This window comes from Streptomyces sp. MNU76 (assembly GCF_020982545.1).
In the GTDB taxonomy this organism is placed as follows: Bacteria; Actinomycetota; Actinomycetes; order Streptomycetales; family Streptomycetaceae; genus Streptomyces.
The window spans coordinates 34,207-48,295 of sequence record NZ_JAJKLK010000002.1 but is presented as its reverse complement, the minus strand read 5'-3'; the positions used below and the strand labels follow the sequence as shown (position 1 = coordinate 48,295).

The 14,089-nt window shown below is 72.3% G+C and carries 12 protein-coding genes and 2 pseudogenes; 9 read left to right on the top strand and 5 right to left on the bottom strand.

Annotation, left to right across the window (positions count from 1 at the left end; all coding sequences use genetic code 11):
• Nucleotides 1–305 precede the first annotated feature (305 nt).
• Nucleotides 306–1,286, top strand: coding sequence for a fibronectin type III domain-containing protein (locus tag E4N62_RS06190; RefSeq protein WP_230212564.1), 981 nt, complete (start codon nucleotides 306–308; stop codon nucleotides 1,284–1,286).
• A gap of 162 nt (nucleotides 1,287–1,448) precedes the next feature.
• Nucleotides 1,449–1,985 (top strand): hypothetical protein, encoded by a 537-nt coding sequence (locus E4N62_RS06185; RefSeq protein WP_230212562.1) that lies wholly within the window; start codon nucleotides 1,449–1,451, stop codon nucleotides 1,983–1,985.
• Nucleotides 1,986–2,156: 171 nt separating this feature from the next.
• Here the strand turns inward: E4N62_RS06185 and E4N62_RS06180 are convergent.
• From E4N62_RS06180 to E4N62_RS06165, 4 genes and pseudogenes are all read right to left on the bottom strand, one after another.
• Nucleotides 2,157–2,696: pseudogene (locus E4N62_RS06180) on the bottom strand (PadR family transcriptional regulator); the annotation flags it as partial.
• A 74-nt stretch (nucleotides 2,697–2,770) separates the two neighbouring features.
• A pseudogene (locus E4N62_RS06175) lies at nucleotides 2,771–4,791 on the bottom strand (FAD-dependent oxidoreductase).
• Between the two features lie 213 nt (nucleotides 4,792–5,004).
• Complete coding sequence (locus E4N62_RS06170) at nucleotides 5,005–5,781, bottom strand: putative protein N(5)-glutamine methyltransferase (RefSeq protein WP_230212560.1); 777 nt, start codon at nucleotides 5,779–5,781, stop codon at nucleotides 5,005–5,007.
• A gap of 112 nt (nucleotides 5,782–5,893) precedes the next feature.
• The gene (locus E4N62_RS06165; protein WP_230212558.1) at nucleotides 5,894–6,592 is read right to left on the bottom strand and encodes a GNAT family N-acetyltransferase; all 699 of its coding nucleotides are present in this window, start codon (nucleotides 6,590–6,592) and stop codon (nucleotides 5,894–5,896) included.
• 346 nt (nucleotides 6,593–6,938) lie between these two features.
• On the opposite strand from E4N62_RS06165, the gene E4N62_RS06160 reads away from it, so the two are divergent.
• From E4N62_RS06160 to E4N62_RS49275, 7 genes are all read left to right on the top strand, one after another.
• Nucleotides 6,939–7,544, top strand: coding sequence for a sulfite oxidase-like oxidoreductase (locus tag E4N62_RS06160; RefSeq protein ID WP_230212556.1), 606 nt, complete (start codon nucleotides 6,939–6,941; stop codon nucleotides 7,542–7,544).
• 46 nt (nucleotides 7,545–7,590) lie between these two features.
• Nucleotides 7,591–8,382: a ferredoxin reductase gene (locus E4N62_RS06155; RefSeq protein ID WP_230212666.1), complete on the top strand. Its 792-nt coding sequence runs from the start codon at nucleotides 7,591–7,593 to the stop codon at nucleotides 8,380–8,382.
• A gap of 204 nt (nucleotides 8,383–8,586) precedes the next feature.
• On the top strand, nucleotides 8,587–9,171 hold the full coding sequence (locus tag E4N62_RS06150) for a hypothetical protein (protein WP_230212554.1): 585 nt from the start codon (nucleotides 8,587–8,589) through the stop codon (nucleotides 9,169–9,171).
• A gap of 163 nt (nucleotides 9,172–9,334) precedes the next feature.
• Nucleotides 9,335–9,736, top strand: a complete 402-nt coding sequence (locus E4N62_RS06145) for a DUF485 domain-containing protein (RefSeq protein ID WP_230212552.1) — start codon at nucleotides 9,335–9,337, stop codon at nucleotides 9,734–9,736.
• A complete protein-coding gene (locus E4N62_RS06140; RefSeq protein WP_230212550.1) occupies nucleotides 9,730–11,355 on the top strand; it encodes a cation acetate symporter in 1,626 nt (541 codons plus the stop codon). The genes E4N62_RS06145 and E4N62_RS06140 overlap by 7 nt, the downstream gene beginning before the upstream one ends.
• Before the next feature lie 100 nt (nucleotides 11,356–11,455).
• A complete protein-coding gene (locus tag E4N62_RS06135) occupies nucleotides 11,456–12,424 on the top strand; it encodes an acetylxylan esterase (protein WP_230212548.1) in 969 nt (322 codons plus the stop codon).
• A 10-nt stretch (nucleotides 12,425–12,434) separates the two neighbouring features.
• Complete coding sequence (locus tag E4N62_RS49275) at nucleotides 12,435–13,163, top strand: nuclear transport factor 2 family protein (protein WP_374116946.1); 729 nt, start codon at nucleotides 12,435–12,437, stop codon at nucleotides 13,161–13,163.
• Between the two features lie 79 nt (nucleotides 13,164–13,242).
• Here the strand turns inward: E4N62_RS49275 and E4N62_RS06125 are convergent, their stop codons facing one another.
• On the bottom strand, nucleotides 13,243–14,043 hold the full coding sequence (locus E4N62_RS06125) for a class I SAM-dependent methyltransferase (RefSeq protein ID WP_230212546.1): 801 nt from the start codon (nucleotides 14,041–14,043) through the stop codon (nucleotides 13,243–13,245).
• Between the last annotated feature and the right edge of the window lie 46 nt (nucleotides 14,044–14,089).

Genomic DNA, 14,089 nt, shown 5'->3' with positions numbered 1-14,089 from the left:
GACGGCCACCGGGAGGGGGCCGGACGGACCACGGGCGCGGCCGAGGGCCCGGGCCCGCCTCGGCCCCGGCCGCTCGGCCGCTCTCGTCGGCGCGGGTTCGGCGACGACAGCGGCCCGCGCCGTACGGCATGAACAGGCCTGGCACAGAGGCGAGTTCACGCCGTGTCGGAGCACCAGCATACGTAGCCGCCCGCGGAGCCGTGAACCGCGTCCACCTCGGATCCACCTCTTGATGTGACCGCGTCAGTCATGTCATACATGGAGATAGGTACAGACCAATCCCGCATCGATCGAGGGAGCAGATCGTGCGACGCGTTTCCGTTGCGGCACTCGTCCTGGTGCCCACGCTCTGTGGCTCGCTGCTCCTCACGGCCGGCTGCGCGGTCAAGGAGCGCCCCGGCGGCCGCCCGCCGCCCGCCCCACCCGGCGTCACCGCCGACGCGGGCAGCGCCACCAGCGTGCACGTCATGTGGAACCGGGCACCCGGGGACACGGAGATCGCCGCGTACGAGGTGTACCGGGGCGGGACCAAGGTCAAGGACGTGCCGGGCGACGAGCGCATGGTGGACGTCACCCGGCTCAGGCCCTCCACCACGTACGTGTTCACCGTGCGGGCCCGCGGCACCTCCGGGGACCTCGGGCCGCCGAGTGCGGGGGTCCGCGCCACGACACCCGCCGCCGGCCCGGCGGACCGGCGACCCCCGAGTCGGCCGGAGCGCCTCGACGGGAAGGTGCTCGGGAGCCGGACGGTGCGGTTGTCGTGGGAGCCGTCGACGGATGACCGGGACGTGGAGTCGTACGACATCCTGCAAGGCGGCTCGAAGATCCACGGTGTGGGCGGGGAGCGGACGTCGGCCGTGGTCACGGGGTTGCGGCCCGGTACCCGGTACTCCTTCACCGTGCGGGCCCGGGACGCCGCGGACAATGTCTCGCCCGTGAGTGCGGAGGTACGGCTCAGCACCCGTCCGGGAGCGGACGACGGGCGGGGCTCCGCGCCCACCGGGTTCCGTGCGGAAGCACGCCGGCACGACGGGGCGTACTCCGTCGAACTGTCCTGGCTTCCTCCGCCCGTCGACGGGATCGTCATGGAGTACGAGATCCAGCTCGACGGGCGGCCGGCGACCACCCTCGTGTGGGGCGGGGCTCCGCCCCGGGGCCGGGCCTCTTACGACTTCTACGTGGGCGAGAAGGCGGGGGTGACGTACCGCGTGCGGATCCGGGCCAAGCTTCCGGACGGGACCTGGGGCGGGTTCTCGGTGGAGCGGACGGTCACCACCGGCGGGTGAGGGCCCTGGTGTCCCCCACACGGCGGTATCCGTCACCTGCCCGGGCGTCGTCCGCATGCGGGCGGGGCGCGGGGCACGTTGGCTCACCCTGAGGCAGCACGGGTCCCCCGAACCTCGGCGGCGCAAGGGATGTGCCGCGACCGTGCCGCTGGAGGGCAGACCATGCGAACGTCTCAGCTACTCCTCCGCTCCGGCCTGACGGTGGCCGCCGCCGCACTGCCGATCGCCCTGACCGCGCAGTCGGCCTCGGCGGTGCCGACGGGCATCTCGGTGAGCACCACGGGTTCCTCGGTCAGCGTGACCACGAGCGATTGCCCCGACAGCACCAACGGCACGTTCGGAACCGCCTCGCTCCTCTCCGGCGGGCAGGCGAACTTCTCCCAGGGGCGTCAGGTGACCCTGACCGGCACCAGCACCGCCCAGTCCGCGTCGTGGGCGAACGTGGGCCCGGGCACGTACACCGTGATCGTGGTGTGCAAGGACGGGACCACGGCGGGCACCCAGTCCGTCATCGTCACGGCGGCGACCCCCACCATCTCCACGACTGCCTCGCCCGCGCGCGGCGTCATGGGCGGCGTCGGCGGCGCCACCCGGGAGTACGGCACCGTCACCCTCGTGGGCGGCGGGGCGCTGGTGGCCGTGGGCACCGGAGCGGCCGTCTGGTACCTGCGCCGCCGGGCCAAGCCGCACCGTCTGTGACCACCGGGCCCGCTACTCCTCCCTCGCGCGCTCATCCTCAGCGCGGCCGCCCCCCACCTTCCCGCCGTCGTCCGCGCTCATGTCATTCCCGCTCATGTCTTTCTCGCTCGTGTCTTCGTCACCGACCTCTTCCGCCGCGCCCGCCCCACCGCTGTCCTCGCCGCCGCCGGTGTCCCCCGGCAGCGTCGAGAACTCCTCCAGGGCGCTGGTCAGCCACTGCGTCCAAAAGGTCTGCAGATCGATCCCCGCCCGCAGGATCAGATGCTGGAGCCGGTCCTGGGCGGTGTCCCGGCCGGGCCCGAAGTCCCGCTTCTCGATCTGCTCGTACTCCGCCAACTTCTGCCGGTGCAAGGTGAGATGGCGCCGCAGATCGTCCTCCAGGCCGTCGGTGCCGACCACGGCGGCGGCGCGCAGACGGACGAAGAGCGCGTCGCGCCACGGCTTGGGGTCCTGGGGCGCGGAGGTCCAACGGGCCAGTTCCGCCCGGCCGGCCGGCAGCACCTCGTAGCTCTTCTTCTGGCCCCGGGCGGGCCGCTCGGAGGGCAGGGCCCGGATGTAGCCCTCGCCCTCCAGTCTCCCGAGCTCGCGATAGATCTGCTGGTGCGTGGCCGACCAGAAGTAGCCGATCGACCGGTCGAACCGCCGGGTCAGCTCCAGGCCCGACGAGGGCTTCTCGAGCAGGGCGGTGAGGATCGCGTGCGGGAGTGACATGGGCTCATCCTAGGAAGGCCGGAGGCCCGCCACGGCCGCTCGCACCGCCGCGGCCGAACGCCCCCGACCGCCTCCTACAGTGCCGCCGCCAGCTCCGTCCCCTGTTTGATCGCCCGCTTGGCGTCCAGTTCGGCCGCCACGTCGGCCCCGCCGATGAGGTGCGCGGAGCGCCCCGCGGCGATCAGGTCGTCGTAGAGGTCGCGGCGCGGGTCCTGGCCGGTGCACAGGACGACCGTGTCGACCTCCAGCACCTGACGGACGCCGTCGACGGTGACGTGCAGCCCGGCGTCGTCGATCAGGTCGTACTGGGCGCCGGGAACCATGGTGACGCCGCGGTGCTTGAGTTCGGTGCGGTGGATCCAGCCGGTGGTCTTGCCCAGTCCGGCGCCGACCTTGGTGGTCTTGCGCTGGAGCAGGTGGACCGAGCGCGGCGGCGCGGGCCGCTCGGGGGCGGCGAGACCGCCGGGGGCGCGGTAGTCCATGTCGACGCCCCACTGCCGGAAGTACGCGGCCGGATCCTCGCTGGTCTTCTCGCCGCCGTCGGTCAGGAACTCGGCGACGTCGAAGCCGATACCGCCGGCGCCGAGGATGGCGACGCGGTCGCCGACGGGGACGTTGTCGCGCAGGACGTCCAGATAGCCGAGGACCTTGGGGTGGTCGACGCCGGGGAGTTCGGGGTGCGGGGGGTGACACCGGTGGCGACGACGACCTCGTCGTACGCCGTCGCCGTGAGGTCGTCGGCCGTGACCCGGGTGCCCAGGCGTACGTCGACGCCGTGCTCGTCGAGTTGGGTGCGGAAGTAGCGCAGCGTCTCGTCGAACTCCTGCTTGCCGGGGACCCTGCGGGCGACGTTCAGCTGGCCGCCGATCTCGCTCGCCGCGTCGAACAGGGTGACCTCATGGCCGCGTTCGGCCGCGCTCACCGCACAGGCGAGTCCCGCCGGGCCCGCGCCGACGACCGCGACGCGCTTGCGTCGCCGGGTCGGGGAGAGCACGAGTTCCGTCTCGTGGCAGGCGCGCGGATTGACCAGGCAGGAGGTGATCTTGCCGCTGAAGGTGTGGTCCAGGCAGGCCTGGTTGCAGCCGATGCAGGTGTTGATGGCGTCGGAGCGGCCCTCGCGCGCCTTGTTGACGAAGTCCGGGTCGGCGAGCATCGGGCGGGCCATGGACACCATGTCGGCGTGGCCGTTGGCGAGCAACTCCTCGGCCAGTTCCGGGGTGTTGATGCGGTTGGTGGTGACGAGCGGGACGGAGACCTCGCCCATCAGCTTCTTCGTCACCCAGGTGTACGCGCCGCGCGGCACCGAGGTCGCGATGGTGGGGATACGGGCCTCGTGCCAGCCGATACCCGTGTTGATGACGGTCGCCCCGGCCGCCTCGACGGCCTTCGCCAGCGTGACCACCTCGTCGAGAGTCGAGCCGCCGGGGACCAGGTCGAGCATTGACAGCCGGTAGACGACGATGAAGTCCTCGCCGACCGCCTCGCGCACCCGGCGCACGATCTCGACGGGGAAACGCATGCGGTTCTCGTACGAGCCGCCCCAGCGGTCGTCGCGGTGGTTGGTCCCGGCGGCGATGAACTCGTTGATCAGATAGCCCTCGGAGCCCATGATCTCGACGCCGTCGTACCCGGCCCGGCGGGCGAGGCGGGCCGCGTTCGCGTAGTCGTCGATCGTCTGCTCGACCTCGGCGTCGGTGAGCGCGTGCGGGACGAACGGGCTGATCGGGGCCTGCAGCGCGCTCGGCGCGACGAGGTCGCGGTGGTAGGCGTACCGGCCGAAGTGCAGGATCTGCATCGCGATCCGGCCGCCCTCGCGGTGTACGGCGTCGGTGATCTCGCGGTGCCGGTCGGCCTCGGCGTCGGTGGTGAGCTTGGCGCCGCCCTCGTACGGCCGGCCGGCCTCGTTGGGCGCGATGCCGCCGGTGACGATGAGGCCCACTCCCCCGCGCGCCCGGGCGGCGTAGAACTCCGCCATGCGCTCGAATCCGCGCTCGGCCTCCTCCAGGCCCACGTGCATGGAGCCCATGAGCACGCGGTTGGGGAGCGTGGTGAAGCCCAGGTCGAGCGGGCTCAGCAGGTGCGGGTAACGGCTCATGGGGCCCTCCGTGCGTGGCGTCGTCAGCAAGGTTGTAGACGACGCCACGACTATTGTGCAACTAGTTGCACAATGACTGAGGGCAAGGCCACATCAGGTTGCGGGAGGCCCGGAGGGGCCGGCCGGCGTCGGCGCGTGGAACGTGGAACCCGTCGGCGGCGTCGGCGCGCGGGAACCGGCGGGTGAGGTCGGCGCGCGGGAACCGGAGGATTCTCAGGCTCTGGTGCCGATCACCACGTGGGCGTGTGCCTCCTCCGCGACGGCCGTGCGGGCGGTGAGGCCGGAGCTGCGGAAGGCGTCGAGGGCGAGCGGGGCCTGGCGGCGGCTGGTCTCGACGACGAGGCAGCCGCCCGGGGCGAGCCAGTCGGGGGCCTCGGCGGCGACCCTGCGCAGGACGTCGAGGCCGTCCGTGCCGCCGTCGAGGGCGACCAGGGGCTCGTGGTCGCGGGCCTCGCTCGGCAGGAGCGGGACCTCGCTGGTGGGGACGTACGGGACGTTCGCCGCGAGGATGTCGATCCGGCCCCGCAGTCGGTCGGGGAGCGCGGTGTAGAGGTCGCCCACGTGGGCGTGGCCGTCGTAGGGCGCGAGGTTGCGCCGGGCGCAGCGGACCGCCACGGGGTCGATGTCGGCGGCGTGCAGTTCGGCGCCGTCGAGCGACGCGGCCAGGGCGGCGCCCACCGCGCCGGAGCCGCAGCAGAGGTCGACGACGACACGGGCGCGGGGGGCGGTGGCGAGGGCCTGCTCGACGAGGAACTCTGTGCGGCGGCGGGGGACGAAGACGCCGGGTTCCACGGTGATGCGCAGTCCGGCGAACTCCGCCCAGCCGAGGACGAGTTCGAGGGGCAGGCCCGCGACGCGCCGGTCGACCATGGCGGTGGCCTCGTCCGGGGTGCGGGCGGTCGAGAGGATCAACTCCGCCTCGCCCTCGGCGAAGACGCAACCGGCGGCGCGCAGCGCCGTGACGACGGAGGTGAGGGAGAGAGGTGGCATGACAGCCGAGGAGCCTTCCGGTGGGCCGAAGGGCGCTCCGCGGTGACCTATCGGCGACGCACCGCGCCGCGTCGAGGGGAGAGCACCCGACCTGCTACAGCGGTAATGGGTCTCACCTCCCGGGTCCACGTGCTGACTGGCCCGGCAACCCTACCCCATGGTCACGACCGACCGGCGGGGGTCCGAACGGCTCCGCCGGAACCCTCCGGAGGCACGACCCCCGACGCCGAACGCCCGCCCCGCGCACGGCCGAGAGCCCGGCCACCGCCACACCCACGGCAGCGCGGGACGCCGTGCGACCTCGGTGGACCTGCCCGGCCCCTTCGGCGAGCGACGCTCCCCGCACCTCTCCCGCGCTACACCCCCACAGGAAGGGGCCGGGCTGGGTGCGTTCGACGAGGTCCAGCATCTCGGGCACGTCGGCCGGGCCGAGCCGTACGGCCTCCTCGTCCGGGGCGGCCGCGACGCCGTCGTCCACGAGCTGCACCCCCGCCAGGTCGAAGGTCATCTCCCAGCCGGCCGGGAAGCCCCCGCTGCAGGCCGGGACCGGGACCTGGGCGCCGGGGCCGGCCGGCGCCGCGAGGTCGGCCCAGTCGTCGGCGTCCGGCTCGTCGGGGAGACCCAGCCACGGCGAGGCGTCCAGCGGATAGCGCAGCACCCGGCCGCGCCGCTCGGCGATGGGGGCACCTCCCACGCCCTTCAGGCTGTGGGGGAGGGCGTGCGGCCCGGTGAGGGAGGCGCGGGCGGGGTTGTCGAGGACGTGCGGCGCGGTGTCCGTGCCCTTGCGGCCGCCCGTCGCGTACTCGGTCATGCGCTCTCGCACTCCACTCTGCGCCACTCTGTTCAACTCCGCTGCCATCGGGCCCGGCCGCCGGACCGCCCGGCCACCCGCCAGGCCCGCCCGGGCGGCCCGACCGCCCGGCCACGCGCCTGGCCAGCCCGTACGCTCGCCAAGCCCGAACGGCCGTCCGCCGTCGGGGCCGGCCCGCTCGCCCGTCCTGGCGCTGGCGGCAAGGAAGATCGTCGCGGCCCTGTTCCCGGCGCTCCGGAGAGTTCACGCGGCCGCAATGATCGTCGCCCGCCCCCGGGCCGGGGCATGCCTCGGCGGCACGTACGGTTGTATGACTCAGCAACCACCGCCGTCACGTTGGACCCCCATGAACGTCACCCGAGGCTTCACCGGACGCCCCCGCGTCCACCACCCAGGGCTGCCGCCCGGCCAGTACGACGCCGGCGACGACTGGCCCGTCCTGTCGGCCGAGGTCACCCCCGACCTCGCGCCCGCCGACTGGACGTTGCGGATCGACGGTCTGGTGGCGGAGCCCCGCATCTGGGACTGGGACGAGGCGCACGCACTGCCCGCCTCGGGGTACGAGGGCGACATCCACTGCGTGACGAGCTGGTCGAAGTTCGGGGTGCGCTTCGGGGGCGTCTCGCTGGACGCGTTCTGGGACGTGGTCCGGCCCGACGCGTCCGCCACGCACGTGGTCGCGTACTCGCACAGCGGTTACACCACGAACCTCCCGCTCGCCGACCTCACCGGCGGACGTGCCTGGATCGCGTGGGAGTACGACGGCGAGCCGCTGCCCGCCGAGCACGGCGGTCCGGCGCGGCTGCTGGTGCCGCACCTGTACTTCTGGAAGAGCGCCAAGTGGATCGCGGGCCTGCGGCTCCTCGACCACGACGAGCCCGGCTTCTGGGAGCAGAACGGGTACCACGCGCGGGGCAACCCGTGGGAGGAACAGCGGTACTCCGGTGACTGAGACGACGGCGGTGACCGAGACGGCAGCGGTGACGGACACAGCAGCGGTGACTGAGCCGACCGCACCGACCGGGACGACAGCGGCGCGCCCGCCCTTCTCGCCGCCCACCCGGTTCGCCGTGCCCGGCCGCATCGCCGTGAGCAATCGGGAGGCGGCCCGGTGGCAGACGGCCACCCTGACGGAGATCCGGCGGGAGACGCCCGCCGTGTCCACGTTCCGGTTCGCGGTGCCCGGGTGGGCGGGACATCTGCCGGGACAGCACCTCATGCTGCGGCTGACCGCCGGTGACGGTTACACGGCGCAGCGCCACTACTCGCTGGCGTCCCCGCCGGACGACACGGGGCACATCGAGCTGACCCTGGACCACGTCGAGGGCGGTGAGGTCTCCGGCTGGTTCCACACCGAGGCCCGGCCGGGCGACGTGGTGGAGGTGCGCGGCCCGCTCAGCGGTTTCTTCGCCTGGCCCGGGGACCGGCCCGCGCTGCTGATCGGCGCCGGTTCCGGTGTCGTACCGCTGATGTCGATGCTCCGCCACCACCGCGGGCGGGCGCTCGACGTGCCCCTGCGGCTGCTGGTGTCCGCGCGCGGACCGGAGGAGCTGATCTACGCGGCGGAATACGGCGCGGAGACCACGGCCGTGTTCACCCGGCGGGCGCCCAAGGGCGTGCCGGTGGGGCGGCTGTCGGCGGCGCAGGTGGCGCCGGTACTGGCCGAGCGACCACCGGGCGGGTGGGAGGCGTACGTGTGCGGCTCCAACGCGTTCGCCGAGCACGCCTCGCGGCTGCTGGTGGCGGCGGGCCAGCCGGTGGACCGCATCCGCATCGAACGGTTCGGCTGACCCTCACGCATCCCGGACGGCCGGGCTGGGCAGTCCGGCCGGGCAGTCCGACGCGGGTGCTGCACACCCCGGGGATCCGGCCCTTCCACCATGATTCATGGCGCAAACAATGCCATTCCGCCCCCTTTCGGGTACACCGGAAGTGCGGACCAGTCCTAACCGGGGTTCTCGTATCTGAGGGCCGTGCCGGTGAGGGAGGGCGAGATGCGAGGCCAGGTCTTCGGGTGGCGTTGGCGCGCCAACCCGCTGCGGCGACGTTCGGACGTCGTCGAGGCGTGGACGGTGCTGTGCGTCGTGCTGCTGCTCGTCCTCGGCGCCCCGGCCCTCGGGGTCGCGGTGGGCCGGTGGGCCCACGAGGACGCGCGGGCGCACGCCGCCGCCGAGCGCGCCACGCTGGCCCGGGTCAGCGCCGTGGTCGTCGAGAGGGCGCCGGCCTCCGTGCCGTCGGCGCACGGCGACAGGCAGCCCAGGTACTGGGTGGGGGCACGCTGGACCGAGCCCGACGGCGGCTCCCGCACCGGTGAGGCCCGGGTGCCCGCGGGCACCGAACGCGGCGACCGCGCCGACGTGTGGCTGGACGAGGCCGGGCGCAGCGTCCACCCGCCACCGACCGACACCGCCGTCTGGCAGCACGCGCTGGCCATGGGGACCTGCGCCACGGGCGGCGCCGTCGCCGTGGTACTGCTCGGGCACGTCGTGGTCCGCCGGGTCGCCATTCGGCACCGGCTCGCCGAATGGGAGCGGGAGTGGGCGCGGACGGGGCCCGACTGGGGACACCGTTGGGCCTGACCCAGAACCCGATCAATTCTCAGCTAATAGCTGCGCAGCGCATGTCGACCCCCTCGGAATATCCACAAAATCCACTTCTCCAACGCAGTTGATACTTCAATTGCCTTGCTGCCATACTCCGCTTCCTCCCCCCACATGCATAAGGCAGCGAAGAGGGTGCATTGTGTCCAACTACGAGGCACGGTACGGCAGTTCCGCCCCGCCTCCCCCCGCACAGACAAGCCGACAGCCCATCCACACCCATCCTGAATTTCGTTCAATAAGCTCGTCATTTCGCCGATTCGGGATAACGGCGACCGCATTGTCCGTCGGCGCATTCCTGTCGTACGTCCTCCTGTCGAGTTTCGCGCCAGGAGTCATGAATCAGCGATTGATCGGACATCTGACTCTCGGGCTTACCCTGGGCCTCGCGCAGTTCGCCGTCATGGGCCTGACCGCGTTCCTGTACGTCCGGCACATGCGCGCGAACATCGACCCGGTCGTCCGGCGGCTCCGCGCCCAGATGGAGGAGCACGAGGCCGAGCAGCGCCGGGTTCGGGCCGAACGGCGGTTCGGCGCATGGTGACCTTCTCCGCGAGCGTGGCCGACGCGTTCAGCCTGCGGCTGACGTTCGTGCTGTTCCTGACCGTCGTCGTGATCACCCTGTTCACCGCCCTGCTGACAGCGCCGCAGCGGGACGAGATCGGCGAGTTCTACCTCGGCAACCGTGACATGTCGCCCCTGCGCAACGGCCTCGCCATGTGCGGTGACTACCTCTCGGCCGCGACCCTGCTCGGCAGCACCGGCCTCGTCGCCCTCACCGGGTACGACGGTCTGCTCTACCTCGGCGGCACGGTCGTCGCCTGGATGATGGTGCTGCTGCTCATCGCCGAACCCCTGCGCAACGCCGGGAAGTTCACCCTCGGCGACGCCCTGGCCCGGCGGCTCCCGCTGCGGCAGCGGCAGGTCCGGCTGGCGCTCGCCGTCTGCACGCTCTCCGTGTGCACCCTGTACCTCGTGGCCCAACTGGTCGGCAGCATCGCGCTGATGACACAGTTCGTCGGCGAACCCGGCCCGACCACCCGCACGATGATCGTGATCATCATCGGCTCCATCGTCACCATCTACGCGGCCATCGGCGGGATGCCCGGCGCGACGTTCATCCAGGTGGTCAAGGCCGTGATGCTGGTCGCCGGGGTCACGGTGGTCGCGTTCCTGGTGTTGAACCGCTTCGACTGGAACATCGACGGCCTCCTGGCGTCCGCCACCGCGGGCAGCGGACTGGGCGACCAGTACCTGCAGCCCGGTCTGCGCTACGGGGCGGGACCGATCAGCAAGATCGACTTCTTCAGTCTCCAACTGGCCATCGTGCTCGGGCTCGCCGCACTCCCCCACGTCATGATGCGGCTGTTCGCACCGCGCCGGACCAGGGTGCTGCGCGCCTCGGTGGTGTGGGCGGTGGGGCTGGTCGGGTTCGTGTGCCTGATGGCCGGCGTGCTGGGCCTCGGCGCCACGGCCGTCGTCGGCCGTGAGGCCATCGCCGACATCGACCACAAGGGCGACGCGGCCGTCCTGCTCCTCGCCCACGAACTGGGCGGAGAGGTGCTCACGGCGATCGTCTCGGCCCTGGCCTTCGTCACCCTGCTCGCGGTCGCCGCCGGTCTCATGCTCGCCGCGGCCTCGTCCGTCGCCCACGACCTGTACGGCGAGGTGATCCGCAAGGGCAGGGCCAAGGAGACGCAGGAGCTGACCGTGGCCCGGATCGCCGCGGTGATCCTGGGGGCCCTGAGCATGCTGTTCGCCCTCCTCGCCTGGGGCACCAACACCGCCACGCTCGCCTTCCTGGCCTTCGCGATCGCCGCGTCCGCCATCCTGCCGACCCTCGTCTACAGCCTGTTCTGGCGGGGGTTCACGGCGCGCGGCGCCCTGCTCAGCCTGTACGGCGGTCTGGTCACCTCCGTACTGCTCGTGCTGTTCTCGCCGGTGGTCTCCTCCACCCCCGGGTCGGTCTATCCGCAGGCCGACTTCGCGTGGTTCCCGCTGCAGAACCCCGGCATCGTGTCGATCCCCGCGGGCTTCCTGCTGGGATGGCTCGGGTCCCGCCTCGGTGCCCGGGAGCGGGAGAACGTCTACGAGGACTTCGAGGTCCAAGCCCTGGTCGGCCGACCGGAGGTGAGCACCGGCGCCGGTACCGGCCACGGGTGAACCGTGGGGCGTCGCACCCCCGGAAAAGCCCCTTGGCGGGCCGCGACGCCCCACGTACGGTGTGATCATCCGCACCCCAGAACCCAGAAGGTGGTCCTTCATGGCCCTGTTCGACCTGCCGTTGGACGAGCTCCATGGTTATCGAAGCGCTTCGACGGAGCCCGAGGACTTCGACGCCTTCTGGGCGAAGACGCTCCAGGAGGCCCGCGCGCACGACCTGAACGCCCGTTTCGAGCCGGTCGAGACCCATCTGAAGACGGTCGAGGTCCACGACGTCACCTACTCGGGATTCGGCGGCCACCCGGTCAAGGGCTGGCTGGTCCTTCCGGCCGGAGCGACCGAACCGCTGCCCACCGTCGTGGAGTTCATCGGCTACGGCGGCGGGCGCGGCCTGTCCCACACCCACCTCCTGTGGGCCTCGGCGGGCTACGCGCACTTCGTCATGGACACCCGGGGCCAGGGCAGCGCCTGGGGCGGGGGCGGCGACACCCCCGACCCGGTGGCGGGCGCGCCCGCCTTCCCCGGCTTCATGACCCGGGGCATCGACGCCCCCGAGAACTACTACTACCGCCGGGTCTACACCGACGCCGTTCGCGCCGTGGAGGCCGCCCGAGCACATCCGCGGACCGACGCCGCGCGCACCGCCGTGATCGGTTCCAGCCAGGGCGGCGGTATCGCCATCACGGTCGGCGGGCTCGTCCCCGACCTGGTGGCGGTCGCGCCCGACGTGCCGTTCCTGTGCGACTTCCCGCGCTCCACGACGATCACCGACCGGGATCCGTACCGCGAGATCGGCAAGTACCTCAAGACCCACCGCGGTCGCACGGAGCAGGTCGGGCGCACGCTCGCCTACTTCGACGCCGTGCACTTCGCCGCGCGCGGTCGGGCCGCCGCGCTGTTCTCGGCGGCCCTGGAGGACCAGACCTGCCCGCCGTCCACGGTCTTCGCGGCCTTCAATGCCTGGGCCGAGCCCGACAAGCGCATCGAGGTCTACGACTTCAACGACCACGAGGGCGGCGGCCCGTTCCAGGAGGTGGTCAAGCTGCGCTGGCTGGCCGCACAGATCTGAGGGGGACCTGATGGACACGGCCGAGGCCACGGAGCGGTTCGTAGGGGTGTGGCAGCGGGCGTGGGCGGCTCATGACGTCGACGCGATCCTGGAGTCGTACGCGCGGGACTGCGTGCACCGCTCCATGCCCTTCCGGGAGCCGCACCGGGGCCACGGCGAACTCGCCGAGTACCTGCGCCGGTCGTTCACCGACGAGCGGGGGGAGGACGTGCGGTTCTCGGAGCCGAGGGTCGGCCCGGACGGCGTGGCCGTCGCCGAGTTCCGGGTGCTGTCCGAGTTCGACGAGGACCCGCAGACCCTCGCGGGCTGTGTCTTCGTCCGGTTCGACGCGTCCGTGCCCGAGGTGAAGGCGCTGGTGTACGTGGCGGCCTTCATGCCCGACAAGGGCGAGGTGCTCGGCGAACTGGCGAACCGTTTCCCGGGCTCCGAGCTCAACCCGGCATCGGAGGCGCTTCCGGACGGGGCCGGCCACCACGACGTGGCGATCAAGCCGGACAAGTTCCACGACGTGTTCGCGGCCGATCTGCCGCGCTCCACGACGTCGGTGCCGGCGGTGTCCCAACGCCCGGTCAGCGTGGGGCGTTCGAGTCCACGGCGCAGGCCGCGGCGTGGCGCACGATTCCCTCCTGGTTCCTGGTGGCCACCCAGGACAAGACCATCTCCCCCGCGCTGGAGCGCTTCCAGGCGAAGGGGGCGGGCTCGCACACGATCGAGGTCAACTCCTCGCACGTGGCGATGATGTCCCACCCGGACAAGGTGACCGCACTGATCAAGTCGGCGGCGAAGTCCACGCGTTGAGGCTCGGCCCGACGGTCGCGTCAGCCCCCGCGGGTGGCCACCACCATGCGGCAGCGGGGGCTGCCGTCAGGCCGCCGCCCGAACTCGGGCAGCGCGAACAGCTCCACCTCGAAGCCGGCGCGTTCCAGCTCGCTCCGCACGAGCCCGAGCCGGAACGGCCGGTAGTACATGACGAACGGCGGCCGCCAGACCGCGTTGCGCACCCGCATCGCGGTGTCGAAGCCGAGGGCCGCCCAGTACCAGGGGGAGCGGGCCGGGGCGGGCGCCGGCAGCGGGAACGCGAAGCGCCCGCCCGGCCTGAGGACGGAGTGGACCTCGGAGAACAGGCGCGGCAGCTCCTCGGGCAGGAAGTGCCCGAACGCGCCGAAACTGACGACCAGGTCGAAGGCCGAGGCGAAGGGCAGGGCGAGGGCGTCCCCGCGCACCCAGGACAGGCCGGGGCCTTCGCCTCCGGCCAAGGCGCCCACGGGGCCCGATCGGCTGTCGGAGGACTCCCCGGGACTCGGGGAGCGGGTGGGGCCGGAGCCCACCCGCTCCCTGCCCACCGCCAGCATTCCGGCGCTGATGTCCACACCGGTGACGCTCTTCCGGCAGACCTCGCGCAGCACCTCCATCCCGGCCCCGGTCCCGCAGCAGAGGTCGAGGCCGTCCTCGAACGGGCCCATCGACGACAGGGCCGCCTCGACCGCCTCCAGCACGGAGTCCGGGGTGCGGAACGGGGTGTGATCGAACTTGGGCGCGAGCAGGTCGTAGCCGTGTTCGACGGAGGAGAGTGCCTGAACGGCGAGTTCGCGGAGGCTGGGGCCTTGCGGGGTGAACATCACCTCAGCTTAGGCCCTGACTCGGGGCAGCGCCGGGCGCGGACTG

What these genes read in the sequence shown, in the direction of transcription:
- E4N62_RS06170 (WP_230212560.1), bottom strand. Translation starts at nt 5,781, where the DNA reads ATGCCACCTCTCTCCCTCACCTCCGTCGTCACGGCGCTGCGCGCCGCC.
- E4N62_RS06165 (WP_230212558.1), bottom strand. Translation starts at nt 6,592, where the DNA reads ATGACCGAGTACGCGACGGGCGGCCGCAAGGGCACGGACACCGCGCCG.
- E4N62_RS06135 (WP_230212548.1), top strand. Translation starts at nt 11,456, where the DNA reads ATGGCCCTGTTCGACCTGCCGTTGGACGAGCTCCATGGTTATCGAAGC.
- E4N62_RS06185 (WP_230212562.1), top strand. Translation starts at nt 1,449, where the DNA reads ATGCGAACGTCTCAGCTACTCCTCCGCTCCGGCCTGACGGTGGCCGCC.
- E4N62_RS06160 (WP_230212556.1), top strand. Translation starts at nt 6,939, where the DNA reads ATGAACGTCACCCGAGGCTTCACCGGACGCCCCCGCGTCCACCACCCA.
- E4N62_RS06150 (WP_230212554.1), top strand. Translation starts at nt 8,587, where the DNA reads ATGCGAGGCCAGGTCTTCGGGTGGCGTTGGCGCGCCAACCCGCTGCGG.
- E4N62_RS06140 (WP_230212550.1), top strand. Translation starts at nt 9,730, where the DNA reads ATGGTGACCTTCTCCGCGAGCGTGGCCGACGCGTTCAGCCTGCGGCTG.
- E4N62_RS06125 (WP_230212546.1), bottom strand. Translation starts at nt 14,043, where the DNA reads ATGTTCACCCCGCAAGGCCCCAGCCTCCGCGAACTCGCCGTTCAGGCA.
- E4N62_RS49275 (WP_374116946.1), top strand. Translation starts at nt 12,435, where the DNA reads ATGGACACGGCCGAGGCCACGGAGCGGTTCGTAGGGGTGTGGCAGCGG.